The sequence below is a fragment of the Thermolongibacillus altinsuensis genome (assembly GCF_004341205.1).
Classification (GTDB): domain Bacteria; phylum Bacillota; class Bacilli; order Bacillales; family Anoxybacillaceae; genus Thermolongibacillus; species Thermolongibacillus altinsuensis.
In genome coordinates this window covers 26,102-49,971 of the sequence record NZ_SLUL01000015.1, presented here as the reverse complement: position 1 = coordinate 49,971, position 23,870 = coordinate 26,102, and the positions used below count along the sequence as shown (strand labels likewise).

General features: G+C 41.5%; 27 protein-coding genes and 2 riboswitches. Of the genes, 15 read left to right on the top strand and 12 right to left on the bottom strand.

Features of this window, described 5'->3' with window-relative positions:
- Window positions 1-43 precede the first annotated feature (43 nt).
- A complete protein-coding gene (locus tag EDD69_RS12580; protein ID WP_132949301.1) occupies window positions 44-571 on the top strand; it encodes a gamma carbonic anhydrase in 528 nt (175 codons plus the stop codon).
- Window positions 572-593: 22 nt separating this feature from the next.
- On the opposite strand, the gene EDD69_RS12575 is transcribed toward EDD69_RS12580, so the two are convergent.
- Complete coding sequence (locus EDD69_RS12575; protein WP_132949280.1) at window positions 594-845, bottom strand: hypothetical protein; 252 nt, start codon at window positions 843-845, stop codon at window positions 594-596.
- A 188-nt stretch (window positions 846-1,033) separates the two neighbouring features.
- On the opposite strand from EDD69_RS12575, the gene EDD69_RS12570 reads away from it, so the two are divergent.
- On the top strand, window positions 1,034-1,867 hold the full coding sequence (locus EDD69_RS12570; protein ID WP_132949279.1) for a C39 family peptidase: 834 nt from the start codon (window positions 1,034-1,036) through the stop codon (window positions 1,865-1,867).
- On the opposite strand, the gene asnB is transcribed toward EDD69_RS12570, so the two are convergent.
- Both asnB and metK read right to left on the bottom strand, forming a co-directional pair.
- Window positions 1,861-3,753, bottom strand: a complete 1,893-nt coding sequence (asnB, locus tag EDD69_RS12565) for an asparagine synthase (glutamine-hydrolyzing) (protein WP_132949278.1) — start codon at window positions 3,751-3,753, stop codon at window positions 1,861-1,863. The genes EDD69_RS12570 and asnB overlap by 7 nt on opposite strands.
- A gap of 80 nt (window positions 3,754-3,833) precedes the next feature.
- On the bottom strand, window positions 3,834-5,042 hold the full coding sequence (metK, locus tag EDD69_RS12560; protein ID WP_132949277.1) for a methionine adenosyltransferase: 1,209 nt from the start codon (window positions 5,040-5,042) through the stop codon (window positions 3,834-3,836).
- Between the two features lie 157 nt (window positions 5,043-5,199).
- Window positions 5,200-5,307, bottom strand: a riboswitch (SAM riboswitch).
- A 351-nt stretch (window positions 5,308-5,658) separates the two neighbouring features.
- Here metK and pckA point away from each other — a divergent pair.
- Window positions 5,659-7,245: a phosphoenolpyruvate carboxykinase (ATP) gene (gene pckA, locus EDD69_RS12555; protein WP_132949276.1), complete on the top strand. Its 1,587-nt coding sequence runs from the start codon at window positions 5,659-5,661 to the stop codon at window positions 7,243-7,245.
- A 32-nt stretch (window positions 7,246-7,277) separates the two neighbouring features.
- Here pckA and EDD69_RS12550 read toward each other — a convergent pair whose 3' ends face one another.
- Window positions 7,278-7,520: a DUF2584 domain-containing protein gene (locus EDD69_RS12550; protein ID WP_132949275.1), complete on the bottom strand. Its 243-nt coding sequence runs from the start codon at window positions 7,518-7,520 to the stop codon at window positions 7,278-7,280.
- A 122-nt stretch (window positions 7,521-7,642) separates the two neighbouring features.
- Between EDD69_RS12550 and EDD69_RS12545 the strand changes: the two genes are divergently transcribed.
- Genes EDD69_RS12545 through EDD69_RS12535 form a run of 3 tightly spaced genes read left to right on the top strand, consistent with a single transcriptional unit; the run spans window position 7,643 to window position 10,208 of the window.
- Window positions 7,643-8,632: an ABC transporter substrate-binding protein gene (locus tag EDD69_RS12545; RefSeq protein ID WP_132949274.1), complete on the top strand. Its 990-nt coding sequence runs from the start codon at window positions 7,643-7,645 to the stop codon at window positions 8,630-8,632.
- Window positions 8,633-8,641: 9 nt separating this feature from the next.
- On the top strand, window positions 8,642-9,412 hold the full coding sequence (locus EDD69_RS12540; RefSeq protein WP_132949273.1) for an ABC transporter ATP-binding protein: 771 nt from the start codon (window positions 8,642-8,644) through the stop codon (window positions 9,410-9,412).
- Window positions 9,399-10,208 (top strand): ABC transporter permease, encoded by an 810-nt coding sequence (locus EDD69_RS12535; protein WP_132949272.1) that lies wholly within the window; start codon window positions 9,399-9,401, stop codon window positions 10,206-10,208. The genes EDD69_RS12540 and EDD69_RS12535 overlap by 14 nt, the downstream gene beginning before the upstream one ends.
- On the opposite strand, the gene ytkD is transcribed toward EDD69_RS12535, so the two are convergent.
- From ytkD to EDD69_RS12520, 3 genes are all read right to left on the bottom strand, one after another.
- Window positions 10,205-10,678 carry an RNA deprotection pyrophosphohydrolase gene (ytkD, locus tag EDD69_RS12530; RefSeq protein WP_132949271.1) on the bottom strand — a complete coding sequence of 158 codons (474 nt, stop codon included), beginning with the start codon at window positions 10,676-10,678 and terminating at the stop codon, window positions 10,205-10,207. The two genes, EDD69_RS12535 and ytkD, sit on opposite strands and share 4 nt — an antisense overlap.
- A gap of 73 nt (window positions 10,679-10,751) precedes the next feature.
- Window positions 10,752-11,072, bottom strand: coding sequence for a hydrolase (locus tag EDD69_RS12525; RefSeq protein WP_132949270.1), 321 nt, complete (start codon window positions 11,070-11,072; stop codon window positions 10,752-10,754).
- 97 nt (window positions 11,073-11,169) lie between these two features.
- On the bottom strand, window positions 11,170-11,610 hold the full coding sequence (locus tag EDD69_RS12520) for a Dps family protein (protein ID WP_132949269.1): 441 nt from the start codon (window positions 11,608-11,610) through the stop codon (window positions 11,170-11,172).
- Window positions 11,611-11,722: 112 nt separating this feature from the next.
- Here EDD69_RS12520 and ytzI point away from each other — a divergent pair, with 112 nt between their 5' ends.
- Complete coding sequence (ytzI, locus tag EDD69_RS12515; protein WP_132949268.1) at window positions 11,723-11,854, top strand: YtzI protein; 132 nt, start codon at window positions 11,723-11,725, stop codon at window positions 11,852-11,854.
- Between the two features lie 30 nt (window positions 11,855-11,884).
- On the opposite strand, the gene EDD69_RS12510 is transcribed toward ytzI, so the two are convergent.
- A complete protein-coding gene (locus EDD69_RS12510; RefSeq protein ID WP_132949267.1) occupies window positions 11,885-12,358 on the bottom strand; it encodes an S-ribosylhomocysteine lyase in 474 nt (157 codons plus the stop codon).
- Window positions 12,359-12,508: 150 nt separating this feature from the next.
- Between EDD69_RS12510 and yidD the strand changes: the two genes are divergently transcribed.
- Window positions 12,509-12,733 carry a membrane protein insertion efficiency factor YidD gene (gene yidD / locus EDD69_RS12505; RefSeq protein WP_132949266.1) on the top strand — a complete coding sequence of 75 codons (225 nt, stop codon included), beginning with the start codon at window positions 12,509-12,511 and terminating at the stop codon, window positions 12,731-12,733.
- On the opposite strand, the gene EDD69_RS12500 is transcribed toward yidD, so the two are convergent.
- Window positions 12,730-13,293 carry a beta-class carbonic anhydrase gene (locus EDD69_RS12500; protein ID WP_132949265.1) on the bottom strand — a complete coding sequence of 188 codons (564 nt, stop codon included), beginning with the start codon at window positions 13,291-13,293 and terminating at the stop codon, window positions 12,730-12,732. The genes yidD and EDD69_RS12500 overlap by 4 nt on opposite strands.
- Before the next feature lie 121 nt (window positions 13,294-13,414).
- Between EDD69_RS12500 and EDD69_RS12495 the strand changes: the two genes are divergently transcribed.
- The gene (locus EDD69_RS12495) at window positions 13,415-14,596 is read left to right on the top strand and encodes a GTP-binding protein (RefSeq protein WP_132949264.1); all 1,182 of its coding nucleotides are present in this window, start codon (window positions 13,415-13,417) and stop codon (window positions 14,594-14,596) included.
- Between the two features lie 99 nt (window positions 14,597-14,695).
- On the top strand, window positions 14,696-15,688 hold the full coding sequence (locus EDD69_RS12490) for a metal ABC transporter substrate-binding protein (RefSeq protein WP_132949263.1): 993 nt from the start codon (window positions 14,696-14,698) through the stop codon (window positions 15,686-15,688).
- Window positions 15,689-15,747: 59 nt separating this feature from the next.
- Here the strand turns inward: EDD69_RS12490 and EDD69_RS12485 are convergent, their stop codons facing one another.
- Window positions 15,748-15,993, bottom strand: a complete 246-nt coding sequence (locus tag EDD69_RS12485; RefSeq protein WP_132949262.1) for a type B 50S ribosomal protein L31 — start codon at window positions 15,991-15,993, stop codon at window positions 15,748-15,750.
- Window positions 15,994-16,150: 157 nt separating this feature from the next.
- On the opposite strand from EDD69_RS12485, the gene EDD69_RS12480 reads away from it, so the two are divergent.
- From EDD69_RS12480 to EDD69_RS12460, 5 genes are all read left to right on the top strand, one after another.
- Complete coding sequence (locus EDD69_RS12480) at window positions 16,151-17,497, top strand: cytochrome ubiquinol oxidase subunit I (RefSeq protein WP_132949261.1); 1,347 nt, start codon at window positions 16,151-16,153, stop codon at window positions 17,495-17,497.
- A gap of 12 nt (window positions 17,498-17,509) precedes the next feature.
- Window positions 17,510-18,550 (top strand): cytochrome d ubiquinol oxidase subunit II, encoded by a 1,041-nt coding sequence (locus EDD69_RS12475; protein ID WP_132949260.1) that lies wholly within the window; start codon window positions 17,510-17,512, stop codon window positions 18,548-18,550.
- 96 nt (window positions 18,551-18,646) lie between these two features.
- A riboswitch (cobalamin riboswitch) is annotated at window positions 18,647-18,843 on the top strand.
- Window positions 18,844-18,972: 129 nt separating this feature from the next.
- On the top strand, window positions 18,973-21,273 hold the full coding sequence (locus tag EDD69_RS12470) for a ribonucleoside-diphosphate reductase subunit alpha (protein WP_132949259.1): 2,301 nt from the start codon (window positions 18,973-18,975) through the stop codon (window positions 21,271-21,273).
- 13 nt (window positions 21,274-21,286) lie between these two features.
- Window positions 21,287-21,751 (top strand): flavodoxin domain-containing protein, encoded by a 465-nt coding sequence (locus EDD69_RS12465; protein WP_132949258.1) that lies wholly within the window; start codon window positions 21,287-21,289, stop codon window positions 21,749-21,751.
- A complete protein-coding gene (locus tag EDD69_RS12460; RefSeq protein ID WP_132949257.1) occupies window positions 21,732-22,769 on the top strand; it encodes a ribonucleotide-diphosphate reductase subunit beta in 1,038 nt (345 codons plus the stop codon). The genes EDD69_RS12465 and EDD69_RS12460 overlap by 20 nt, the downstream gene beginning before the upstream one ends.
- Window positions 22,770-22,980: 211 nt before the next feature.
- On the opposite strand, the gene EDD69_RS12455 is transcribed toward EDD69_RS12460, so the two are convergent.
- Together EDD69_RS12455 and EDD69_RS12450 are read right to left on the bottom strand one after the other, a co-directional pair.
- Entirely contained in the window at window positions 22,981-23,490 is a 510-nt protein-coding gene (locus EDD69_RS12455) for a diverged REC-like domain-containing protein (protein ID WP_132949256.1), read from the bottom strand.
- 21 nt (window positions 23,491-23,511) lie between these two features.
- Window positions 23,512-23,811, bottom strand: a complete 300-nt coding sequence (locus EDD69_RS12450; protein ID WP_132949255.1) for a DUF2325 domain-containing protein — start codon at window positions 23,809-23,811, stop codon at window positions 23,512-23,514.
- Between the last annotated feature and the right edge of the window lie 59 nt (window positions 23,812-23,870).

Sequence of the window (23,870 nt, the reverse complement as noted above, 5' to 3'; positions counted from 1 at the left end):
TGTAAAAATGTAACGAATTTTATCGATGAAAGGAAAGAAAGCGATGATTTATCCTTACAAAGGCCATTCTCCAAAAATCGCAGATTCCGCTTTTATCGCAGATTATGTCACCATTACAGGCGATGTCACAATCGGCGAAGAAACGAGCATTTGGTTTAATACGGTCATTCGCGGAGACGTCGCTCCGACGATCATCGGCAATCGTGTCAACATCCAAGACAATTCCGTTTTGCATCAAAGCCCGAACAATCCTCTTATTATTGAAGACGATGTTACCATCGGTCATCAAGTGATTCTTCACAGCGCCATCATTCGCAAAAATGCGTTAATTGGGATGGGTTCGATCATTTTGGATGGTGCCGAAATTGGTGAAGGAGCTTTCATCGGCGCAGGTAGTCTCGTGCCACCCGGGAAGAAAATCCCGCCTCGCACTCTTGCCTTTGGCCGTCCAGCAAAAGTCGTTCGCGAACTAACGGAAGAAGATGAAAAAGAAATGGCGCGCATCCGTCAAGAATATGTTGCAAAAGGGCAGTATTATAAATCATTGCAAGCGAACAAAACCACGCGCTAACATCAGCGTGGTTTGCAATTTCTTATGATCGGCTCAACATTTTTATTTTATCATAAACACAGAAAGACTCACGATGTCGAACAAATCGACTCTTTTTAATATCGGGCTGTGCCGCTTGCATTATGCAAGCAAAATGAACATTTCTGCCATTGCTTCTTATTGACCCAACTTTACTGGCATAACTGCGATTTTTCTTTTGATTACGCGGTATCGACTGCTCTTTTTTCATCCCTATTATAGCAAACAATTCTTTTGTGAAAAGTATCACATTCATGAACCATATCCTTGCGTCACCGATGGGTTAATGAGGTTAGAAAGCAAGAGCATATACGTGCACGAAAAATGGAAATAATATTTTTACACAACTGCTTCTTCGCGATGAAGAAGCCGATCTCGCTACGCCTAGATTTTCAAATCATTTTTTGATAAGATGACGATAAAACAACAGCTAGGGGAGAAAACATGCTCATATTCACTATCTTTCTTGCGATCGCTATTCTCGCTGTTTCCGTTTCTTTATTTTTTCGTCCAAAACGATCACGGCTCCTTTTGAATATTGCTTTGTTTTTTACCCTTCTCTTGCTTGTGAAAACACAATGGCAGGAACTAAAAGGTGACGAACAGATTGTTTCGCCAATCAAACAATCGTTATTAAGCGAAAAAACATCCCCTGAAACATTTTCTGATCAGTCATCTGTCCTGCTTGATGTGCCGATTATTCGTCAACTTCCTGAACTGCCACGCGGTTGTGAAGTAACGAGCCTAGCCATGCTTTTACAATATGCCGGGGTAGACGTTGATAAAATGACGCTTGCCAAACAAGTGAAAAAAGATCCAACGCCTTATCAAAAGAAAAATGGCCAAACATATTTCGGCCACCCCAATGTTGGATTTGTCGGCGATATGTATTCGTTAAAAAATCCTGGTTTGGGCGTATATCACAAACCAATCCGCCAACTTGCAGAAATGTATTTGCCCAATCGGATTGTTGATTTAACAGGAAGCGATTTTGAAAAATTGCAACAATATCTTTCAAATGGATCGCCCGTTTGGGTTATTACCAATGCCACCTATAAAAAATTGCCAAAAAGCGCATTTCGTCAATGGCAAACGCCGCATGGAGCCATTGAAATTACATACTATGAGCATTCTGTCGTGGTTACCGGTTACAATGAACAATTTGTTTACTTTAACGACCCTCTCTCAGGCGAAAAAAATAAAAAAGCACCCAAAAGCGAGTTTATCGACGCTTGGGTGCAGATGGGGAGACAAGCAATCACCATCAAGCCTCAGTGAACAGGCAACGATTGCTTGTCTTTTTTCACACTGAAATCATATTTTTTCTCGACGTATACTTGATGCCAAAGCATAAACATAAGCACCGTCCAAATTTTGCGGCTATGGTCAGCTTTATTGGCGCGATGCTCTTCAAGCAAGCGAAGAACGACATCTTTATGGAAGAGGTGATCGGTCTCACTCTCTTTTATTAACGTTTTCGCCCAATCATACATTTCATTTTTTAGCCAATGGCGAATCGGCACTGGAAAACCGAGTTTTTTTCGGTGAAGGACGTGATCCGGCACAATTCCTTCCGCAGCTTTGCGCAAAATATACTTCGTTGTTCCATGAGCCGTTTTGAATTTAGGATCAATTTTTGACGCTACAGCAAATACTTCCTTATCTAAAAAAGGAACACGCAATTCTAATGAATGAGCCATTGTCATTTTATCAGCCTTCAACAAAATGTCGCCGCGCAACCATGTATGAATATCGACATATTGCATTCGATTCACATCAGGGTAATGAGTTGTTTCTTCGTACAAAGGAGCGGTGATTTTTGTATATTGTAAACCTCTTTCGTACTCTTTCAACAACTGTTGCTTCTCTTGTTCACTATACATTTTCGCATTGCCGATATAACGCTCTTCTAACGGAGTTGTTCCGCGTTCAATAAAGCTTTTTCCTTTTACTCCTTCAGGAAGAATGCGAGCTATCCATTTTAAAATCATTTTCAATGATTTTGGCATGTGTGCAAACAGCCGCAATGATTGAGGCTCGCGATAAATGTTATAACCGCCAAATAATTCGTCAGCCCCTTCCCCAGATAAAACAACCGTCACGTGCTTTCTTGCTTCACGAGCAACAAAGTAAAGCGGAACTGCTGCAGGGTCAGCAAGAGGATCATCCATATGCCACATAATTTTCGGCAATTCGTTCATATATTCTTCTGGGGAAATGATGTAGCTAATGTTTTCTACGCCAAGCTTTTCCGCTGTCTCTTTCGCAACGTCAATTTCGCTAAACCCTTCTCGCTCAAAGCCCACTGAAAATGTTTTAATATTTGGATGAAATTGTTTTGCGATCGAAGCAATGAGCGAGGAGTCAATCCCACCTGATAAAAACGAACCGACTGGTACGTCGCTGCGCATATGTACCTTCACTGAGTCAAACAAGACGTCGCGAATTTCTTTTATCCACTCTTCTTCCGTTTTTGTCACAGGAGTAAACGAAGCTTTCCAATAACAATGAATCGTAAGCGGTTCACCGATTTTCTTTTTCAAATAATGACCAGGCTCTAACTTTTGTATTTCGGCTGTCATGGTCATTGGCTCAGGTACGTATTGGAATGTCAAATAATATTGCAGCGCTTCATGATTGAGTTGGCCATCGAAAGCAAGCAAAATGCTTTTCTTTTCTGAGGCAACGAATAGACGGTCTTCTTGAACCATGTAGAAAAATGGCTTAATTCCAAACGGATCGCGTGCGGCAAAAACCGTTTTCTCTTCTTTATCCCAAATCACAAACGCAAACATGCCGCGCAATTTTTCAACCGCTTTTTCCTTTTCAGCACTATAAAGAGCGAGAATGACTTCCGTATCCGATTGCGTCGCAAATGTGTATCCCTTTGCTAATAGTTCTTCACGCAGTTCAACATAATTGTAAATTTCACCGTTAAATATAATCCAATAGCGCTCATTTTCATATGATAGCGGCTGATGTCCGGCTTCAAGATCGATAATGCTTAAGCGGCGAAAACCGAAATGAACGTGTTCATCAAAAAAGTAGCCGTCATCATCTGGACCGCGATGAGTAATCAGATCGTTCATTTGTTTGAACGTGTCTTTCCATTGCTCATTCAATCGTTGCGGGTAATCATAAATACAGCCAACAAACCCACACATCCCTTATCATCCTTTCCGTTACTTAAGCAAAGAGAAAGAGAGTTACACCAATCATGTAACTCTCTTTTCTCTTTTGAAAATTACTTCGCTAAAGCAAATGCTTGCTCTCTCAATGTGTCCGCTTTATCTGTGCGCTCCCATGGAAGATCGATATCCGTGCGGCCGAAGTGACCGTAAGCCGCTGTTTGTTTGTAAATCGGACGGCGTAAATCTAACATTTTGATAATTCCTGCAGGGCGAAGATCGAAATTGTTGCGCACCACTTCAATGAGAATATCTTCTGACACTTTTCCTGTACCGAACGTATCGATGGAAATGGAAACAGGTTTCGCAACGCCAATTGCATATGCTAATTGCACTTCACATTTATCGGCAAGGCCAGCCGCAACGATGTTTTTCGCAACATAGCGCGCCGCGTACGCAGCAGAGCGGTCAACTTTTGTCGGGTCTTTACCTGAGAACGCGCCGCCGCCGTGACGTGCATAACCGCCATATGTGTCAACGATAATTTTACGACCTGTTAAACCAGCGTCCCCTTGTGGACCGCCAATTACGAAACGGCCAGTTGGGTTAATGAAGAATTTCGTATTTTCGTCGATTAATTCAGCAGGTACAACTGGTTCGATCACGTATTCTTTAATGTTGCGTACAATTTGATCTTGTGTAATTTCTGGATGATGTTGTGTAGAAACAACGATTGTATCGATGCGAACCGGTTTGCCATTTTCATCATATTCAACAGTTACTTGTGTTTTTCCGTCTGGACGCAAGTAAGGTAAAATATCTTCTTTGCGCACTTCTGCTAAACGGCGAGCTAATTTATGCGCTAATGAAATTGGAAGCGGCATTAATTCTTTTGTCTCATTGCACGCAAATCCAAACATTAATCCTTGGTCACCGGCACCGATCGCTTCAATTTCGTCGTCAGTCATTTGACCTTCGCGTGCTTCTAACGCTTTGTCAACGCCCATTGCGATATCTGGAGATTGCTCGTCGATTGATGTTAATACAGCGCAAGTATCTGCGTCAAATCCGTATTTTGCACGAGTGTAACCAATTTCACGAATCGTGTCGCGAACGATTTTTGGAATATCAACATATGTTGATGTCGTAATTTCACCGCTTACTAATACAAGCCCTGTTGTCACGCTCGTTTCGCAAGCAACGCGCGCATTTGGATCGTTTGCTAAAATCGCATCTAAAATCGCATCAGAGATTTGGTCACAAATTTTATCCGGATGTCCTTCTGTTACAGATTCAGACGTAAAAAGACGGCGTTTTGCAGTCATTGAACAAATTCCTCCTCAATTTACTTAGTAATCGCCAGCGGCCGCACCGTCTGACAAATGATACGGTACTCATTCCCCTACTTATTATGGTTTATCGTGAAAAAAACCTTTCCTTCAACTTAGAGGAAAGGTTTTTGCTTTTTGTTCGCGCCTTTCACTCTTATCGTTCAAGGGCTTTGCCTTGCCACAGGTTAGCACCTTTTCACTTTTTGTGACGGTTGCTGGGTTTCATCGGGCCTGTCCCTCCACCAACTCGGGATAAGAGTATCCGTTCATTTAAGCATCATAGCACAATTATGATTACATCGTCAACAAAATTCGACTTTACGTGTGGGTCAAGTTTTTGTGGGAGATCCTTCCCTTTCTTTTTTCTGCCAATCCGAACGAAGAACGCTCCACAAGTTCGGAAAAAGTGGCAGAAAATTACCTTCTAATAAACATTTTACTCAATCCGACTTTACTATTTATGGTTGTTCACTCATGCAAATAATCGTCAAAAAATGTTAAAATAATAAACATGAAAAAGACCAATAATTAGTATGGACTATTTATCAAAATGTGTTATACTTTTTGTATGTAGTAGATAAATAAATCAAACAAAGGTGGGTTTTGTTCAATGAACTCTATTGACGTTTCAAACAAATTATCCATGTTATTACAACGGGATGGGGCCTTCCATAACTTATCTGTACCACGCTTAGTGGAAAAAGTATTAGAGCGCAAAGAAGGAATTCTGACTTCCTCCGGGGCCGTTTGTGCAACAACAGGAAAATATACAGGACGATCCCCAAAAGATAAATATATTGTCGAGGAAGCTTCGACAAAGCATAAAATTGATTGGGGTCCAGTCAATCAGCCAATTTCCGAAGAAGTATTTGAAAAACTTTATAACAAAGTAATCGATTATTTAATGAAAAAAGAAGAAATTTTCATTTTTAAAGGATTTGCCGGCGCAGATCCAGCATATCGTTTGCCAATTCAAGTCATCAACGAATTTGCATGGCATAATCTTTTTGCACATCAATTGTTTATTCGTCCAACGGAAGAAGAATTAAAAACGCATGAAGCACAATTTACCGTCATTTCTGCACCAACGTTTAAAGCTGATCCTGCTGTCGATGGAACGCGTTCCGAAACATTTATTATCATTTCTTTCGAACGCCGCACCATCTTAATTGGCGGAACTGAATATGCAGGTGAAATGAAGAAATCGATTTTCTCTGTCATGAACTATCTCCTTCCTGAACAAGGAATTTTACCGATGCATTGTTCAGCAAACGTCGGTCAAGAAGGAGACGTCGCCCTCTTTTTCGGCCTTTCTGGAACAGGGAAAACGACGCTTTCTGCTGACCCAAATCGTCGCTTAATCGGCGATGACGAACACGGATGGTCAAATACAGGCGTGTTTAACATTGAAGGCGGATGCTATGCAAAATGCATCAATCTTTCACGCGAAAAAGAACCGCAAATTTTTGACGCCATTCGCTTCGGATCCGTACTCGAAAACGTCGTCGTTGATCCAGAAACACGCATTCCAAATTACGATGATGCGACATTAACCGAAAATACGCGCGCAGCTTATCCAATTCAAGCAATGGACAACATTGTTGATCCAAGCATTGCCGGGCATCCACATACGATTATTTTCTTAACGGCCGATGCATTTGGCGTATTGCCGCCGATTAGCAAGCTAACAAAAGAGCAAGCCATGTATCATTTCTTAAGCGGTTACACAAGCAAATTGGCAGGAACCGAACGCGGGGTTACATCACCAGAAGCGACGTTTTCAACATGCTTCGGTTCGCCGTTTTTACCGCTTCCAGCTACACGCTACGCGGAAATGCTTGGACAAAAAATCGATGAGCACAACGTCCAAGTCTTTTTAGTCAACACGGGCTGGACCGGAGGCGGATATGGCGTCGGCGAACGCATGAAGCTTTCATACACGCGGGCTATGGTGCAAGCGGCACTCGAAGGAGAATTAAATAACGTCGAAACGGTAAAAGATCCGATCTTCGGCTTAGAAATCCCGCTTCACGTCCCAGGTGTGCCAGATGAAGTGTTGCAGCCAAAAAATACATGGAAAGACCCTGTCGCATATGAAGCAAAAGCAAAAGAATTAGCGGCAAAATTCCGTGAAAACTTTAAGAAATTCAAAAACATCGATCCGAATATCGAAGCACTCGGCGGACCGATCGCATAACAAGAAAGGGGCTTCTTCAAAAGAGGCCCCTTTTAATTTATTGAATTCAACGCGATTAATTCATATGTCAACAATGTTTTTTCGTTTGTTAACTCTAACTTTTTCACAATCGCCTGTCCGCTCGTTTCCCCTTGTTTGGTTCGACGCACTTCAATTGGAACATCGAGCGGATAAAGACGATATCCATCTTTTTCAAGAATAAATGTATTTCCTTCCACTCGCTTTTCTTTTCCTTTCGTCACAATCATTGTACAAAGTTCTAGCGGCATCCCCATCGTCTTTCTCTCCTTTCTGATTGCCTCTACTCATTATAGTATCATGACCACCTTCCCTAGTCATTCACACATTTTTGTCATGTGCATACGATAAGGTAAACATGATGAAAGAGGGGAATCGTATGCGGAAATGGGGTCTTTTATTTGCCTTAATGGCTTCGCTTCTTTTTTCTTTATTCGCCTGCAGTTCAAAAGAAGAAATGAAAACGTTGCGCGTTGCGGAAGTCACTCGTTCGATTTTTTATGCTCCGCAATATGTGGCGCTGGCAAAAGGATTTTTTGAAGACGAAGGAATTAAAGTCGATTTAACCACGACATGGGGCGGCGATAAAACGATGACAACATTGTTATCGGATGGAGCCGATATCGCTCTCGTTGGTTCCGAAACATCGATTTATGTTTATAGCCAAGGTGCAAATGATCCGATCATTAACTTTGCCCAACTCACCCAAACCGACGGAACGTTTTTAGTTTCCCGGAATAAAGTCGAAAACTTTTCGTGGGATCAACTAAAAGGAAGTACGTTTTTAGGCCAACGAAAAGGCGGCATGCCCCAAATGGTTGGGGAGTACGTCTTGAAAAAGCATAACATCGATCCACAAAAAGATTTAACGCTCATCCAAAACGTAGAATTTGCGAATATCGCCAATGCGTTTGCGAGCGGAACGGGAGATTACGTTCAATTATTTGAACCGACCGCCAGCATTTTTGAACAAGAAGGAAAAGGGTACATTGTTGCTTCATTTGGAACGGAGTCCGGCCGCGTTCCATATACGACCTTTATGGCAAAACAAAGCTTTTTAAAAGAAAATGAAAAAGATATTGAAAAATTTACACGTGCACTCTACAAAGCACAGCAATGGGTACAAACACATGATGCAAAAGAAATTGCGAAAGCGATTCAACCGTACTTTGAAGATACGGATGTGGCGCTGATCGAAAAAGTAGTCAAACGATATAAAGATCAAGGTTCATACGCCACCGATCCGATTTTAGATGAGGAAGAATGGAACAACTTGCAAGAGATTATGGAAGAAGCAAAAGAACTTCCGAAATATGTTGACTATTCCACTCTTGTCAATACGTCTTTCGCCAAAAAAGCAGAGCAGTAGGTGATGGAGATGAATGTCTTAGCAGTCGAACAAATCTCTCATACGTACTTCACAAAACAAGCCGCTGTTACCGCTCTCGAACACGTATCGCTCACCATTGAGAAAGGGGAATTTATCTCCTTTCTCGGCCCGAGCGGTTGTGGAAAAACAACGCTTCTCTCCATTATTGCCGGCCTCATTCAACCGACAAGAGGACGCATTTTGGTAGAAGGAAAAGAAATGAACACAAAGCAAAAAGTGATCGGCTACATGCTGCAGCAAGATTATTTATTTCCATGGAAAACGATTGAAGAAAACGTAACGATCGGCTTAAACATTATGGGAATAAACGATTACGCCAAAAAAGAAAAAGCGCTGGCGCTTCTTACGGAAATGGGATTAAGCGGTGTCGAAAAACAATACCCTTATCAATTGTCTGGCGGAATGCGGCAACGAGCCGCTCTTGTCCGTACGCTCGCAACTGATCCAAAAATTTTGTTGCTTGATGAACCGTTTTCTGCGCTCGATTACCAAACAAAACTAAAGCTCGAAGATCTCGTCTGGAAAACGTTAAAACAATATAACAAAACAGCGTTGCTTGTCACTCATGATATCGGCGAAGCCATCGCGATGAGCGACCGCATTTTCATCTTTTCTGCAAAACCAGGTCGAATCGTACGAACCATCAACGTTCCCGAAACGTTGCGAACACATCCGCCGTTTGCGGCACGACAACATGTTGACTTTTCGTCATTATTTCAAGTGATTTGGAAGGAGCTGGAGAATATTGAACAAGCATAATTCACTGCTGCAGCACCTTCACGAGCAATATTTATTGTCGTTAAAAAAAGAAAAGAGAACCATTCTTTTCTTTCAATGTCTTATTTTCCTTTTCTTTTTCCTTCTTTGGGAAGTGGCTAGTCGCCATAATTGGATTGATCCGCTTCTCTTCAGTTCGCCCTCGAGCATTTGGCGTTTACTCGTTCAAAAGATCGCTGATCACACATTATTTGTACACGTTGGAATTACATTGACAGAAACCGTATTTGGCTTCATTCTCGGTACGCTTCTTGGCACATGTCTTGCTGCATTGCTTTGGTGGTTTCCACTCCTTTCACGCATACTGGATCCTTATTTAGTCGTTTTGAATGCGATGCCGAAAGTGGCGTTAGGCCCGATTTTAATCGTGGCGCTCGGTCCAAGCTTTACTTCGATCATCGCCATGGGAGCGATCATTTCCGTCATCATTACGACCATCGTTGTTTATACGTCATTTAAAGAAGTCGATGAAAATTATGTAAAAGTGCTGAAAACGTTCGGTGCAACAAAACGACAATGCTTTACAGAAGCGATTTTGCCTGCTTCTTTTCCAACGATTATCTCAACGTTAAAAGTCAATGTGGGCCTATCATGGGTCGGTGTCATTGTCGGTGAATTTCTTGTCTCCAAACAAGGGCTCGGCTACATGATTATTTACGGATTTCAAGTATTTAACTTTACGCTCGTCTTGTTAAGTCTGCTCATTATTGCGCTTTTAGCGACAATGATGTACCAACTTGTAAGCGTAATCGAAAAAAAACTGTTAAAGCGTTCTTAGACAAAAGAACGCTTTTTCATTTCCAATAAACTATACGTTAATACATCGTCTTTCATAATAAAACTAAATCGATCATCGCTTCGAATATTTTGAGGTAGCTGTTCTATGTATACAGGACCATTTGTTTCAAAGTAAGATGGTTGTTGAATGAGCTCGTCCACATAAGCAACATAAATATTTTTAATAATCGTTTCTGTTTTCCCCATCACTTCATACTGACCAAGGTACATCAGTTCTCGAACGATTCCGCCCGTTTCCTCTCTTACTTCGCGAATAGCCGCTTCCTCAGGCGTTTCTCCTTCTTCCATTTTCCCCCCGGGAAATTCCAAACCGCGCTCGCGATGTTCCGTCAAAAGCCAACCATTTCGATAACGGCAAATAACAAACACGTGTTTTGGTTCCGATGAAAACGCATTTTTCGTAAACGATAAACGAACGCGATTGCCATAATAATCATAAAACGTCAGCATCGACACTCAACCTCATCCATATCCTCATTTTTTCTCCATTGTATCATATGAAGTTGAGCATCGACACGTTTGGTTATTCTGGAACGATTCCAAGTGTCTGAATATGTTGCTTCGCTTCTTCGTCCCCCAACTTATAAATGAGCGCATACGCTTTTTTCATCATTTCATCATACCCATCGCTCGGACGATCATAATGATGTTGGATATACGGCACGTGCGCGCGAAAAAACGCTTGCACATCCGATGAATGCATTTGATCAAAATACTCGCGTAATTGAATAATTTCTTCATCGGTTGCCTCAATTTTAAAATCCCAAGGCGATGCAGTTTTCACTTGTGAAATTTCACCGGGTGCGACCGAGATATAATACGTCTTCTTTTGATCTTCCGTCATCTTCCCACCTCTTTTTGTATGAATGTATCTTTTAGTGTGAATAGGCGGGCAAAATTTATGCTCAAAAAAGAAAAACGGCAAGCATTTCGCTGCCGTTTTATTTTCCAAGAAACGATTTCAACATCCAAACATGCTTTTCTAAGCTTTGATGAATGCCTAATAACATATCGCCTGTCGTTTCGTCATTGGCTTCTTCTGCCAGTTTCATTCCTTCTTTTAATTCGCCAATCATCGTCTCAAAATCTTGAATAATCGATGCGACCATTTCTTCCGCTGTTTCATTTCCTGTCGCTTCTTGGACGGATGCAGTCGCTAAGTATTCTTTCATCGTCGCTACAGGTTTGCCGCCAAGGGCAAGCAAGCGTTCAGCCAATTCATCAATATGCAACGCTGCTTCATTGTACAATTCTTCAAATTTTGTGTGCAATGTGAAAAATTGCGGTCCTTTTACATACCAATGATAGTTGTGAAGTTTGACATACAACACGTTCCAGTTCGCAATTTGCTTATTCACGATTTCAACTAAACGATTTTGCATGATTTTTCTCCTCCTTCAATTTCTATTCCTCTTTTTCATTTTACCAAAACAAAATTTTTTTGGAAAATGATACACTTTTGCATGAACATAGTACTCGAAAGGTGGGAATAACATGTTCACAGTATTAATCATTTCGATGATCATTATTATTGTGGTTCTTTTGTTAAGCGTCGCAACGATTTCCAAAGCCTATCAATATAAGCATACGATCGATCCGCTCAAAAAGGATGATGACAACAAATAAGGTTCAGACGAATCGTCTGAACCTCTTGTTTTATCCAAACACTTTTTTCAATTCTTCTTTATCTTGCTCAAGCCAATAACGCATTAAGCGTTTCGCGCCTTCTAAATCATGAAGCTTCGCTTGCCCGCATTCTCTTTCCGTTGCAGCAGGAACTTCTGTTACATTCAACGCATCTTTCATTGTTGCTTCTAGTAAGTCGATAATTTCTTCGACCGTTGGCGAACCGCTCACAACTAAATAGTAACCTGTTTGACAGCCCATTGGAGAAATATCAATAATATCAAAATGATCATACTTCTCCGCATGTTTGCGAATATGAAATGCAAGCAAATGTTCGAGCGTATGGATCGCTGCTGGCTCCATCGCTTCTTTATTTGGCTGACAAAAACGAATATCGAATTTATTGACAACGCCATCGCTTCCGACTTTATGCACGCCGCAATGTCTAACATACGGTGCTTTAACTGCGCAATGGTCAAGTTCAAAGCTTTCTACTGAAGGCATTCATATCACCTCTTGAAATGATCGTTTCTTTACTATCATACACAAAAATCCGATTTTTTTCATCTGTTTTATCTGAAACTGGCAAAAATGACGAGCGTTGGTCGTTTATGCTACAATGATCAAAAAGCAATCGGAGACAGGTGTTGAACAATGGTAAAACAATTGTTTATTCTGCTCATTCGGTTTTATCAAAAGTTTATATCTCCGTTAAAACCGCCGACATGCCGCTTTTATCCAACGTGCTCTCATTACGGATTAGAAGCGATTCGACGCTTCGGCGCGATCAAAGGCGGATGGTTGACGATCAAACGCATTTTAAAGTGTCATCCGTTTCATCCGGGCGGATTTGACCCTGTACCTGAGAAAAAGGATTAACTGTCGTATCCATTAACCACAACATCTAATTTTCCTGTATGCGGATCAATGATCAGTCCGTGTACAGGAATGTTCGGCGGCAAAAGCGGATGATTTTTTAACATATCAACGCTATGACGAACGCTTTCTTCAACAGAAGAAAATCCTCTTAACCATCTTTCTAAGTCCACACCAGAGTATTTCAGCATTTCGATTCGCTCTTTTGGAATTCCACGTTCGATCATTTTCTCAATCATGGCCCCCGCTTGAATGCTTCCCATTCCACAATCATAATGGCCGACAACACACACTTCATCCGCCCCTAGCTCATAAAGTGCCACAAGCACGCTTCGCACAATGCTGCCAAACGGATGAGAAACGATCGCCCCGGCTGTTTTTACGATTTTGACATCGCCGTTTTTTACATTCATCGCTTGCGGCAACAATTCAACCAATCTTGTATCCATGCAAGATAAAATAACCAACCGCTTGTTTGGATATTTCGTCGTCTCATACTTCTCGTATTCTTTCTTTTCAACAAACTTTCGATTATGTTCTAAAATTTCATCTAATAAGCGCATGCGGATTCCCCCCAGTTCTTTTTCAAGGATTATAGCATAAATCAGTTGTGCTTTTCCTATTTTTCATGTAAGATAAATGCGTTAAATCGTAATGATTACGTTTTAAGAGAGGGGAAACAAAATGAAAAAAGTGCCTGTTACCGTTTTAAGCGGTTATTTAGGATCGGGTAAGACGACGTTATTAAATCATATTCTAAATAATCGCCAAGGGTTAAAAATTGCGGTGATCGTGAACGATATGAGCGAAGTCAACATCGATGCGGAACTCGTCAAACAAGGAGGATTTTCGCGTACGGAAGAAAAGCTTGTTCAAATTCAAAACGGATGCATTTGCTGTACGCTGCGTGAAGATTTAATGAAAGAGGTAGAAAAGCTCGTGGACGCTGGAAACATTGATTATATTGTCATTGAATCATCGGGAATTAGCGAACCGATTCCAGTCGCTCAAACGTTTACATACATCGATGAAGAATTTGGCATCGATTTAACATCGAAATGCCGACTCGATACGATGGTAACCGTTGTCGATGCTTACCGCTTTTGGGATGACTTTTCTTCAGGAGAAAGCTTGCTAGACCGCAAGCAAGGCGCCGACGAAAACGACACGCGCGAAGTCGTGGACCTGCTTATTGACCAAATTGAATTTGCCAATGTCATTTTGCTAAACAAAATCGATTGCATTTCCAAAGAGGAAGCGGATGAATTAGAAGCCGTGCTGCGCAAGTTAAACCCTAAAGCCAAAATCATTCGCACAACGTTCGCCAATGTCCCGCTTCATGAAGTATTAAACACGCACTTGTTCGACTTTGAAAAAGCAAGTCAATCCGCTGGCTGGATTAAAGAGCTAAACGAAGAACATACTCCAGAAACAGAAGAGTACGGCATTTCATCGTTTGTTTACCGCCGTCGCCGCCCGTTCCATCCGGAGCGTCTGATGCATTGGTTAGAAAATTGGCCTGTTGAAGTCGTCCGAGCAAAAGGATTCTTTTGGGTCGCTTCTCGCAATGATATGTGCGGATTGCTCTCCCAAGCAGGTCCATCGATCATGATTCAAGGGGCTGGAGAGTGGGTTGCCGCTTATCCGAAAGAAGAACAGCAACAAATTTTAGCGGAAGATCCTGATTTGCAGGCAAAATGGGATGACGTTCACGGCGATCGGATGACAGAGCTCGTCTTCATCGGAATTGAAATGGAGCAAAATCAAATTGAAGCATCACTGGATACATGTTTATTAACAGATGAAGAAATGAACATGGACTGGTCTACATTTGTCGATCCACTTCCACCATTTGTCACCGAATAATCATTTTCAAATCGTAATGACTACGATATAATGAACGGGGAATTCATTGGCTGACTCCTATTTGAAGCGGAAATATTTAAACAAAGAAAGGGGAATACGATGAGAGGAAAGGCTCTTTTATCCGTTGTGCTTGCTGGAACGTTAACGTTGTTCGGTTGCAATAAACAAGAAGAAACGACAAATTCGCAAAAAAACGAAAACACCCTTACGATTTATACAACGGTTTATCCATTGCAAGATTTTGCTGAAAAAATCGGTGGAGAGCATGTCAACGTTCAAAGCATTTATCCACCAGGGGCCGATGCCCATACATTTGAACCGACAACAAAAACAATGCAGCAACTGGCCGATGCCGATGCGTTCATTTATATTGGCCAAGGAATGGAAGGATTCGTTGATCGAGTAACAAAAACATTAACGAATGAAAATGTAAAATTAGTAGAAGCAACGAAAGGAATCGAACTGATCGATTCGACACATGATGATCACGCTCATGAAGATGAAGCAACACATGATGAACATGCTCATGAGGATGAAACAGCAAATGATGAATACGAGCATCACCATGGCGATAAAGATCCGCACGTTTGGCTTGACCCTATTTATGCGATTGAAATGGCCGAAACGATTAAAAATACATTATCTGAACTAAAACCTGAAGCAAAAGACGAATTTGAACAAAACTTTGCGGCACTAAAAAGCGAATTAGAAGCGCTCGATGCGCAGTTTAAAGAACTTGTCGCCAATGCCAAACGAAAAGAAATTCTCGTTGCCCATGCTGCGTACGGCTACTGGGAAAAACGTTACGGCATTGAACAAATAAGCGTGACAGGCTTGTCACCAACCAATGAGCCATCGCAAAAGCAGTTAGCCAATATTATTAAAACCGCCAAAAAACATAACATTCGTTACATTTTCTTTGAACAAAGCGTCACCCCAAAAATTGCCGAAGTCGTCAAAAACGAAATTGGCGCCGAGCCATTGCGTTTGCATAATTTAGAATCATTAACTGAAGAAGATGTCAAAGAGAAAAAAGATTATATCACCATTATGAAGGAAAACGTGGAAAACTTGAGAAAAGCGCTGCAATAAAAAGCCAGCCAAAAAATTGGCTGGCTACAAAACGCTGTTGACGTTTGCTCAACAGCGTTTTATTTTTGTTTGTATTTTTCCATAAACCGTTGCGCACGTCCTCCGCGCTCGACAAATTTTTGTTTTCCGGTATAAAACGGATGCGTGTCACAACTAATCTCCACTTTAATTAACGGATATGTATTCCCATCTTCCCATTCAATTGTTTCATTTGACGTTTTTGTCGAACCGCTTAAAAATTTATATCCGCTATTCACGTCCATAAACACTACTTTTTGATAATTCGGATGAATTCCCGGCTTCATATTTTCACTCCTATCCAAAATAAAACGTAATGATTACGGTTATTATTTTATAAAATCAATAGACGTTTTGTCAAATCAATCACATGCATACTTTTACCGCTCAAGATCAAAATAATACGTGTCATAACAAACAATGGAAAGAAAGGAAAATGAGTGAATGGATCATTTACTTACCGCTAGAAGCTTGTTTGGAACAACGATGGCGTTTCATATTATTTTTGCGACATTAGGCGTCGGCATTCCGTTGATGGTTTTATTTGCTGAACTTCTTTATCAAAAAACGAAAGATCGCGATTATGCGATTATGGCGAACCGTTGGACAAAAGGGTTTGCCATTTTGCTCGGGATCGCCATCCCCTCGGGAACAATTGCCGGCGTGCAGCTATCCCTATTATGGCCCGGCTTTATGGAAGTGATCGGAAAAGTCATGTCTCTTCCGTTTCAAATCGAAATTTATGCATTTTTTGTTGAAGCGTTATTTATGTCCATTTACGTTTACGCTGCCGATCGCATTGCCCCGTGGATGCGCATTTTAAGCGTGACGCTTGTTGCGATTGGAGCGATGGCTTCAGCCATTTTAATTACAAACGTTCATGCGTTCGAAGGGACACCTGCAGGATTTCGGATCGAAAACGGAGAGATTGTCGATGTCGATCCGTGGGCGGCCTTTTTTAACCCTAGTTTTGTCGTAACCGCTACTCATGTTGTTTTATCAGCCTTTATGACCGGAGCATTTGTCATTGCTTCGATCGCTGCTTATAAAATGTTGCGCACTCATAACCATAAACGCCTCTATTCTTTTCATCGAAAAGCGCTCATGCTCGGTCTTACCGTCGGAGGCATTTTCTCTCTTCTCACCGCCATGAACGGACATGAATCCGCTCAGTTGCTTCATGAATATCAACCTGAGAAATTAGCCGCTGCTGAAGGATTGTTTGAAACGCAATCGCATGCCCCTCTCGCCATCGGCGGATATACCGATCGCGAAACACAATCGGTTAAATGGGCAATTGAAATTCCTTGGCTGCTTAGTTTTTTAGCTGGAAATAGCTTCGATACGGTTGTCGTTGGCTTAAATGATTTTCCGGAAGAATGGTGGCCGCCATTATTTGTTCATACGCTATTTAACGCAATGGTCGGAATCGGCATGCTTCTACTTCTTTTATCCATAATCGGTTTTGTATGGAATAAAGTGCTCAAAAGAAAAGAGTTTCCGCGTTGGTTTATGTGGCCTGTGATTAGCGCAGGGCCTCTAGCCATGCTTGGAATCGAATTTGGCTGGATTTTCGCATGCACAGGCCGACAGCCTTGGGTCATTTATCGCATGATGAAAACAGAAGAGGCAGTCACGCAATCAACAAACTTAGGCACGCTGTTTATTCTTTTCACTATCGTTTACATTTTCTTGTTTATCGCTGTCGTTCTTGTCTTTAAACATTACTTTGGTCGCCATCCAGTTGAAAACGAATTAGACAAACACCAAAATCACTCTTTATTAGTATAGGAGGGTATATACGTGACAGATGAGCTCATTGCGATTTCGATTTTATGGGGATTTATTTTTATTTATGCCGTTATGGCGACAATGGATTTCGGCGCGGGGTTTTGGTCGATGATTTATATCAACCGTCAACAAACCAACGCGACCAAAATCGCCAATCGTTATTTATCGCCGACATGGGAAGTGACCAATGTATTTATCGTTGCCATTGTCGTCGCGTTATTCAGCTTTTTCCCTAGAGCGACATTCATCCTCGGCACCGTATTATTAATACCGGGAAGCATCATTTTGCTTCTTTTAGCCATTCGGAGCGCCTTTCTCGTCTTTGCCCATATGGCTCCAACATACGAGAAGGTGCTGACTTATATTTCAGGCGTTAGCGGCATTCTCATTCCCGCTTTGCTTATTAGCGTTCTGCCGATTACACACGGCGAATTTATTGAAACCATAGACGGTGTCTCTCGTCTACGATTAGATCGACTATTTACAAGCCCCCACGAATACGCCTTCATTGGATTTGCGATTGCAAGCACGCTTTTTCTTTCATCGCTTTTACTTGCGGATTACTCGAACTACGCCGATGAAATGGAAGCGTATCAAGTTTACCGACGAGATGCGCTCATGGTTGGGCCAATCGCTTTCATCATGTCGCTTTTGATTATGGTCACCATGCGGAACGAAGCGCGTTGGTTATACGATGGAATGATGGACTATCTTCCTTGGCTCATCGCTTCTGTCATCATGTTTTTAGTTGCTGGGGCGGCATTATTTTTACCTTCGATGAAACATAAAGGGCGAAAAGGAATGCCAAGACTTGCTGTGATCGCCATCGTACTCCAATATTTTTTTGCTAGCTATGCGTATGGAAAGGCGCATTTGCCTTACATGATTTATCCGGATGTCACAATTCAATCCGGTTTCACCCATCCAAACACGTTTCGAGCACTGTTCATCACATACATCGTCGGTTTTATCATTCTTTTTCCCGGCTTTATTTATTTTTGGCGACTGTTCATGAAAGATCGGCGCTATCTTCAACAAGAAAAACAAAAATAATCATTGCAAATGATAAAGAATTCCATTATGATTTTAACCATAAAGAATATAAAAACACAATATATTGTGATATAAACCGATAAAAAAAACTAAATATTGAAACCAGCAAGCGAAGGTGTCCGCATGGACTTAATAGGGAATCTGGTGCGAATCCAGAACTGTCCCCGCAACTGTATGCGCAGACGAAATGGAATGCTCCACTGTACATGTCAGCTTTTTCGGCGCATGTACGGGAAGGATCCAAAGTAGGAAGAAGCGCGAGTCAGGAGACCTGCCTTCCTTGTCCGTTTCATGTTCTCCGGGGGTTGGGAAGATGAAACGATGGTCGAAACATTTGCTCTTTTTCTATCTTTCACCATCGTTTCATCCACTCAATAACCGAGTGGATTTTTTATTTACTTTTCAATGGGGGAAGGGATCAAATGACAATCATCATAAAAGAAAATGGTAAAAGAAGAAAACCTTTTAACGAGGAACGATTACGAAATTTTTTATCTCATATTTTCGTAGATTTTCCTCATTTAAACATGGAGCCATACATAGAACGCACCATTCGCTCGATTGTTGGCCATAGCGAATATAAAGCTGAAGAAATCACAAACAAGCTCATTTTAAACGCATTGGATCAAATCACCATTGAAGAACCGGATTGGACGTTTGTCGCTGCCCGCATTTACTTAAAACAATTGTATAAACAGGCTGCGCTCCATCGCTCATACGATGCAGCGCAGCGGTACGGTTGCTTTTACGAACTTCAGGTGAAGCTCGCCCAATTAGGCATTTATGACGATTTTATTTTACAGCAGTACACAAAAGAACAGTTGCAAGAGGCGGGCGCGTGGATTGATCCTGACAAAGACCATTTATTTACATATATCGGCTTAAAAACGCTAGTCGATCGCTATTTATCGAAAGGATACGAGGGAGAAATTTATGAACTGCCTCAAGAGCGCTTTTTAACAATTGCCTTAACATTAATGGCTAAAGAGAAACCATCGAAGCGGATGGAATTGGCAAAAGAAGCGTACTGGGCGCTATCGAACCAATATATGACCGTCGCGACCCCGACATATGCCAACGCAGGAAAAGCGTACGGACAACTATCAAGTTGTTTCATCGATACAGTCGATGATAGTTTAATTGGCATTTATGAATCAAACACAGACGTCGCCCGCTTATCAAAAGGCGGAGGCGGCATCGGCGTTTACTTAGGCAAAATTCGCGCCCGCAACTCGGACATTAAAGGGTTTAAAGGAATCTCATCCGGCGTCATTCCGTGGATGCGCCAATTAAACAACACCGCTGTATCAGTCGACCAGCTCGGAACTCGCCAAGGAAGTATCGCTGTGTATTTAGACATCTGGCATAAAGATATTTTTGCCTTTTTAGATGCAAAATTAAACAACGGAGATGAACGGCAAAAATGCCATGATTTATTTTACGGTGTGTGCATTCCAGACCTATTTATGGAACAAGTAGAAAAGCGCGGCGATTGGTATTTATTCGATCCACATGAAGTAAAAAAGGTGATGGGATGGAAAGATGATCGCGGCCGTCCGTTAGGCCTTGAAGATTTTTACGATGAACAGCGCGGCTCGGGGTCATTTCGTGAAAAATATGAGCAATGCGTCAACCATCCTCAGCTAAGTAAAGAGCGCGTTCCGGCGATTGAAATTATGAAGCGGATCATGAAATCGCAGCTAGAGACAGGAACGCCTTACATGTTTTACCGCGATGAAGCAAACCGAATGAATCCGAATAAACACGCCGGAATGATTTATTGCAGCAACTTATGCACAGAAATTATGCAAAACATGAGCCCGACGATCGTTACAAAAGAATACACAAAAGACGGAGAAATCATTACGCATAAAAAAGCTGGAGATTTCGTCGTCTGCAATTTATCGAGCATTCATTTGGGACGAGCCGTTCCCGATGGCGTATTGGAGCGCCTCATTCCCATTCAAGTTCGCATGCTTGACAACGTCATCGATTTAAACGAAAAGCGCATTGAAGTGCTTCAGGCTGTTATCACCAATCAAAAATATCGCGCCATCGGCTTGGGAGCGTTTTCATGGCATCATTTGCTCGCATTAAAAGGAATAAAGTGGGATAGCGAAGAAAGCGTTCAATTTGCCGACCAGCTATTTGAAAAGATCGCTTACTTAACGATTAAGGCTAGCAATGAGTTGGCCAAAGAAAAAGGAGCTTATCCGCTGTTTGAAGGCTCCGACTGGCAAACGGGAGCTTACTTTGAACTTCGCAACTATAAATCGCACGATGATTTAGATTGGGATACATTGAAACAAAGCGTTATGAAATACGGTGTGCGCAACGGATATTTAATGGCGCCGGCGCCAAACGGTTCAACGTCTGTGTTAGCGAACGGCACGGCCTCATGCGATCCGATTTTTCATCGCTTATACTTTGAAGAAAAGAAAAACTATAAGATTCCAGTCACCGTCCCTGATTTAAATGCAAAAACGATTTGGTTTTATGAAAATGCATATCAGGTTAATCAATGGATAAGCATTAAACAAAACGCCGCTCGGCAAAAGCATGTCGATCAATCGCTCAGCTTTAATTTATACGTTCGCAACACGATTAAAGCAAAAGATTTGCTTGATCTACATTTAACGGCTTGGAAATCACGCTTAAAGTCCACATATTATGTCCGTAGCACCGCTTTAACGATCGAGGAGTGCGAAACATGTTCATCGTAACGGAGGAATAAACATGGAAATCTCCATTATTTACACATCAAAAACGGGAAATACGAAAGAAGTTGCCGAACTGATTGAAGAGGAGTTGAAAGCACAAGGACATGAAACAACTTCCGTTAACATATATAACGAGCCATGGAACGACCACTTTGTTCAACGTAAGCAGCTCATTTTTTTCGGCTCATACACGTGGGGAAACGGCCAATTGCCGGAGGAAATGCGCCGTTGCTTGCGTTCGATCATAAAGGAGAAGCGCATTAGTTTGCCGGATGTCGCTGTGTTCGGAACCGGTGAACAAATGTGGCCTCATTACTGCCGAGCAGTGGATGAAATGGCTTTTCATTTGTCTAAAATAACGAACGTGTTAGGAACGTTAAAAATTGAGCAATCGCCTCGCGGCAGTCAAAAACATTTGCCACGGTTGTTCGTTCATCAAACATTGCAGGAGGTGGAACGTTTTGTTGTTAACAAAAGTTAAGCTATTAGAGCCTTCAAACCCAAACAAAGCAACAAGCATCATTAACGGAAAAGCGAGTGGAATTTTAAACTGGAACGATATTAAGTACAGTCATTTTTACGATATTTACAAGACGTTGCTCGGAAATTTTTGGACTCCTTTTGAAATTAACATGTCCGATGACATCAAGCAGTGGAACATGTTATCTGAACGAGAGCGCGATGCATTTTTGCACATTATCGGCCTCCTTTCGATTTTAGATTCGGTTCAGCCAAATTTCATCGGCATCATGAAAGAATACATTACCGATCCAAGCGTCAAAGCGATCTTTTCGATTATCGAACAGCAAGAAGTCGTTCATAATCAATCGTATTCTTACGTCTTGGCATCGATCGAAAAATTATCCGAACAAAATCGCGCATTTGAGATCGCGCGAACGACACCGCAAGTTTATGAGAGAAACAAACATGTCATCAATGTATATGAAGCGTTTCGTCAGCAGCCGACCGTGCACACATTCTGTCAAGCTCTTGTCGCTTCACTCGTGTTAGAAGGAATTAACTTTTATTCCGGTTTCGCCTTTTTTTACAACTTAGCGCGCAATCAAAAAATGTTAAAAACGTCAACAATGATTAGCTACATCAATAAGGATGAACTATGCCACAGCTACTTTATCTCACAGCTCGTTCGGGCCGTTTTATGGGAAAATCCCGAAGTGGATGTACACGGTGCATTTTCAGAGTGGATTTATGAATATATCGATCAAGCTATCCAATACGAAATAGAATGGTCGCGCTTTGTGTTGAGAGAAATAGACGGTATCGACGTCAACGAAATGACAAAGTACATTCAATATCTCGGCAACAAGCGTTTGCGAATGTTAGGGCTTGAAGATCGGTACGAAGCAACGGAAAACTCAATGCCATGGATTCGAGTGTTTAGCGATGAAAATATTAATCTTGGAAAAACCGATTTCTTCGAAGCAAGACCGAGATCCTATGCCAAGACAACGGATATTAACGGATTTGATGAATTATAAAAAGGTGGGAGAGAATTCCCACCTTTTTACCATTTTTCTCGAGCCCAACGCAACGATTGAAAATCGACTTGATGCACAGGAACATATGTGTCCAGCATACACTTCTGTATCAACTTTCGTTATGTAATGCGGATCGCCGCTCACATACTCAATGGGTGCCGAGAAAACCTCTACCATTTCTCCTCCCTCTATATTAAAATGATATTCATTATCAATTATTTATTTCAAGCAATGGCTGATCATTTGTAAACACTTTCATAGAGTCGATTATTTCTGTCACTTTCCCCGTTAACACGTTATAAATACAAATTGTTTCGGGTCTTTCTTCGAATTCCCTTTCACATAAATGCACTGCTTTTCGCTTATAAACATGAATTTGATCATCTAAAACAAACATTTTCACGCGTGATGGGACAACGCACGTTTCGCAATCTCGCTCAATAAAAAATGTCATTGAACCTAGTGAAGAAAAAATGACAGGTTGTTGATCGTTTCGTACAAATTGAAGTAAATGATCGGTGACCGCTGCGATTGTTTTATAATAATCAACGGGAGTGTCAAAATCGACGACCGTTATGTATTTTAATGCACGATCAATTCCTTGCAACAACGTCAACATCGATCGGCAAGACGGAGAAACGCTGTAATAATGCTTTAATGCTTCGTTAATCATTTGTTGTAACGGCCGTTTCCAAGTTTGCTTCAATAAATAACGAATCATGTTTTGCTCTATCTTCCCTCCTTAGTTCACTTTTTTCAACTCACCAATCTGATGAATCACTTGCTGAATCGAACTCCATGAGCGCTTCACAAAATAAATCGGCTTCTCCTGGTCTTTCGCTTTTTGCTTAATGACTTTGGCTAAATTATGATTAATGTAGTCCGTCATGACAAAGACGATATCCACATGCTCTGGAATTTGGCGTTTAACCATGTTCACTTTTCGCCCATCTAAATGAATAATTTCGCGAAATCCAGAACTTTTTAATTTATCGGCAATGCTTCCTAAATGATCCGCACCTACTACCAATAAAGATGACATAAGACTCCCTCCGAAAAAGCTTTTTCCAACATTCTACACCTATTCTAATTGAGAATGAT

Bases quoted from the DNA above. Each gene is read 5' to 3' on its own strand.
- EDD69_RS12580 (WP_132949301.1), top strand. From the start codon at position 44: ATGATTTATCCTTACAAAGGCCATTCTCCAAAAATCGCAGATTCCGCT.
- EDD69_RS12575 (WP_132949280.1), bottom strand. From the start codon at position 845: ATGAATGTGATACTTTTCACAAAAGAATTGTTTGCTATAATAGGGATG.
- EDD69_RS12570 (WP_132949279.1), top strand. From the start codon at position 1,034: ATGCTCATATTCACTATCTTTCTTGCGATCGCTATTCTCGCTGTTTCC.
- asnB (WP_132949278.1), bottom strand. From the start codon at position 3,753: ATGTGTGGGTTTGTTGGCTGTATTTATGATTACCCGCAACGATTGAAT.
- metK (WP_132949277.1), bottom strand. From the start codon at position 5,042: ATGACTGCAAAACGCCGTCTTTTTACGTCTGAATCTGTAACAGAAGGA.
- pckA (WP_132949276.1), top strand. From the start codon at position 5,659: ATGAACTCTATTGACGTTTCAAACAAATTATCCATGTTATTACAACGG.
- EDD69_RS12550 (WP_132949275.1), bottom strand. From the start codon at position 7,520: ATGGGGATGCCGCTAGAACTTTGTACAATGATTGTGACGAAAGGAAAA.
- EDD69_RS12545 (WP_132949274.1), top strand. From the start codon at position 7,643: ATGCGGAAATGGGGTCTTTTATTTGCCTTAATGGCTTCGCTTCTTTTT.
- EDD69_RS12540 (WP_132949273.1), top strand. From the start codon at position 8,642: ATGAATGTCTTAGCAGTCGAACAAATCTCTCATACGTACTTCACAAAA.
- ytkD (WP_132949271.1), bottom strand. From the start codon at position 10,678: ATGCTGACGTTTTATGATTATTATGGCAATCGCGTTCGTTTATCGTTT.
- EDD69_RS12525 (WP_132949270.1), bottom strand. From the start codon at position 11,072: ATGACGGAAGATCAAAAGAAGACGTATTATATCTCGGTCGCACCCGGT.
- EDD69_RS12520 (WP_132949269.1), bottom strand. From the start codon at position 11,610: ATGCAAAATCGTTTAGTTGAAATCGTGAATAAGCAAATTGCGAACTGG.
- ytzI (WP_132949268.1), top strand. From the start codon at position 11,723: ATGTTCACAGTATTAATCATTTCGATGATCATTATTATTGTGGTTCTT.
- EDD69_RS12510 (WP_132949267.1), bottom strand. From the start codon at position 12,358: ATGCCTTCAGTAGAAAGCTTTGAACTTGACCATTGCGCAGTTAAAGCA.
- yidD (WP_132949266.1), top strand. From the start codon at position 12,509: ATGGTAAAACAATTGTTTATTCTGCTCATTCGGTTTTATCAAAAGTTT.
- EDD69_RS12500 (WP_132949265.1), bottom strand. From the start codon at position 13,293: ATGCGCTTATTAGATGAAATTTTAGAACATAATCGAAAGTTTGTTGAA.
- EDD69_RS12495 (WP_132949264.1), top strand. From the start codon at position 13,415: ATGAAAAAAGTGCCTGTTACCGTTTTAAGCGGTTATTTAGGATCGGGT.
- EDD69_RS12490 (WP_132949263.1), top strand. From the start codon at position 14,696: ATGAGAGGAAAGGCTCTTTTATCCGTTGTGCTTGCTGGAACGTTAACG.
- EDD69_RS12485 (WP_132949262.1), bottom strand. From the start codon at position 15,993: ATGAAGCCGGGAATTCATCCGAATTATCAAAAAGTAGTGTTTATGGAC.
- EDD69_RS12480 (WP_132949261.1), top strand. From the start codon at position 16,151: ATGGATCATTTACTTACCGCTAGAAGCTTGTTTGGAACAACGATGGCG.
- EDD69_RS12470 (WP_132949259.1), top strand. From the start codon at position 18,973: ATGACAATCATCATAAAAGAAAATGGTAAAAGAAGAAAACCTTTTAAC.
- EDD69_RS12465 (WP_132949258.1), top strand. From the start codon at position 21,287: ATGGAAATCTCCATTATTTACACATCAAAAACGGGAAATACGAAAGAA.
- EDD69_RS12455 (WP_132949256.1), bottom strand. From the start codon at position 23,490: ATGATTCGTTATTTATTGAAGCAAACTTGGAAACGGCCGTTACAACAA.
- EDD69_RS12450 (WP_132949255.1), bottom strand. From the start codon at position 23,811: ATGTCATCTTTATTGGTAGTAGGTGCGGATCATTTAGGAAGCATTGCC.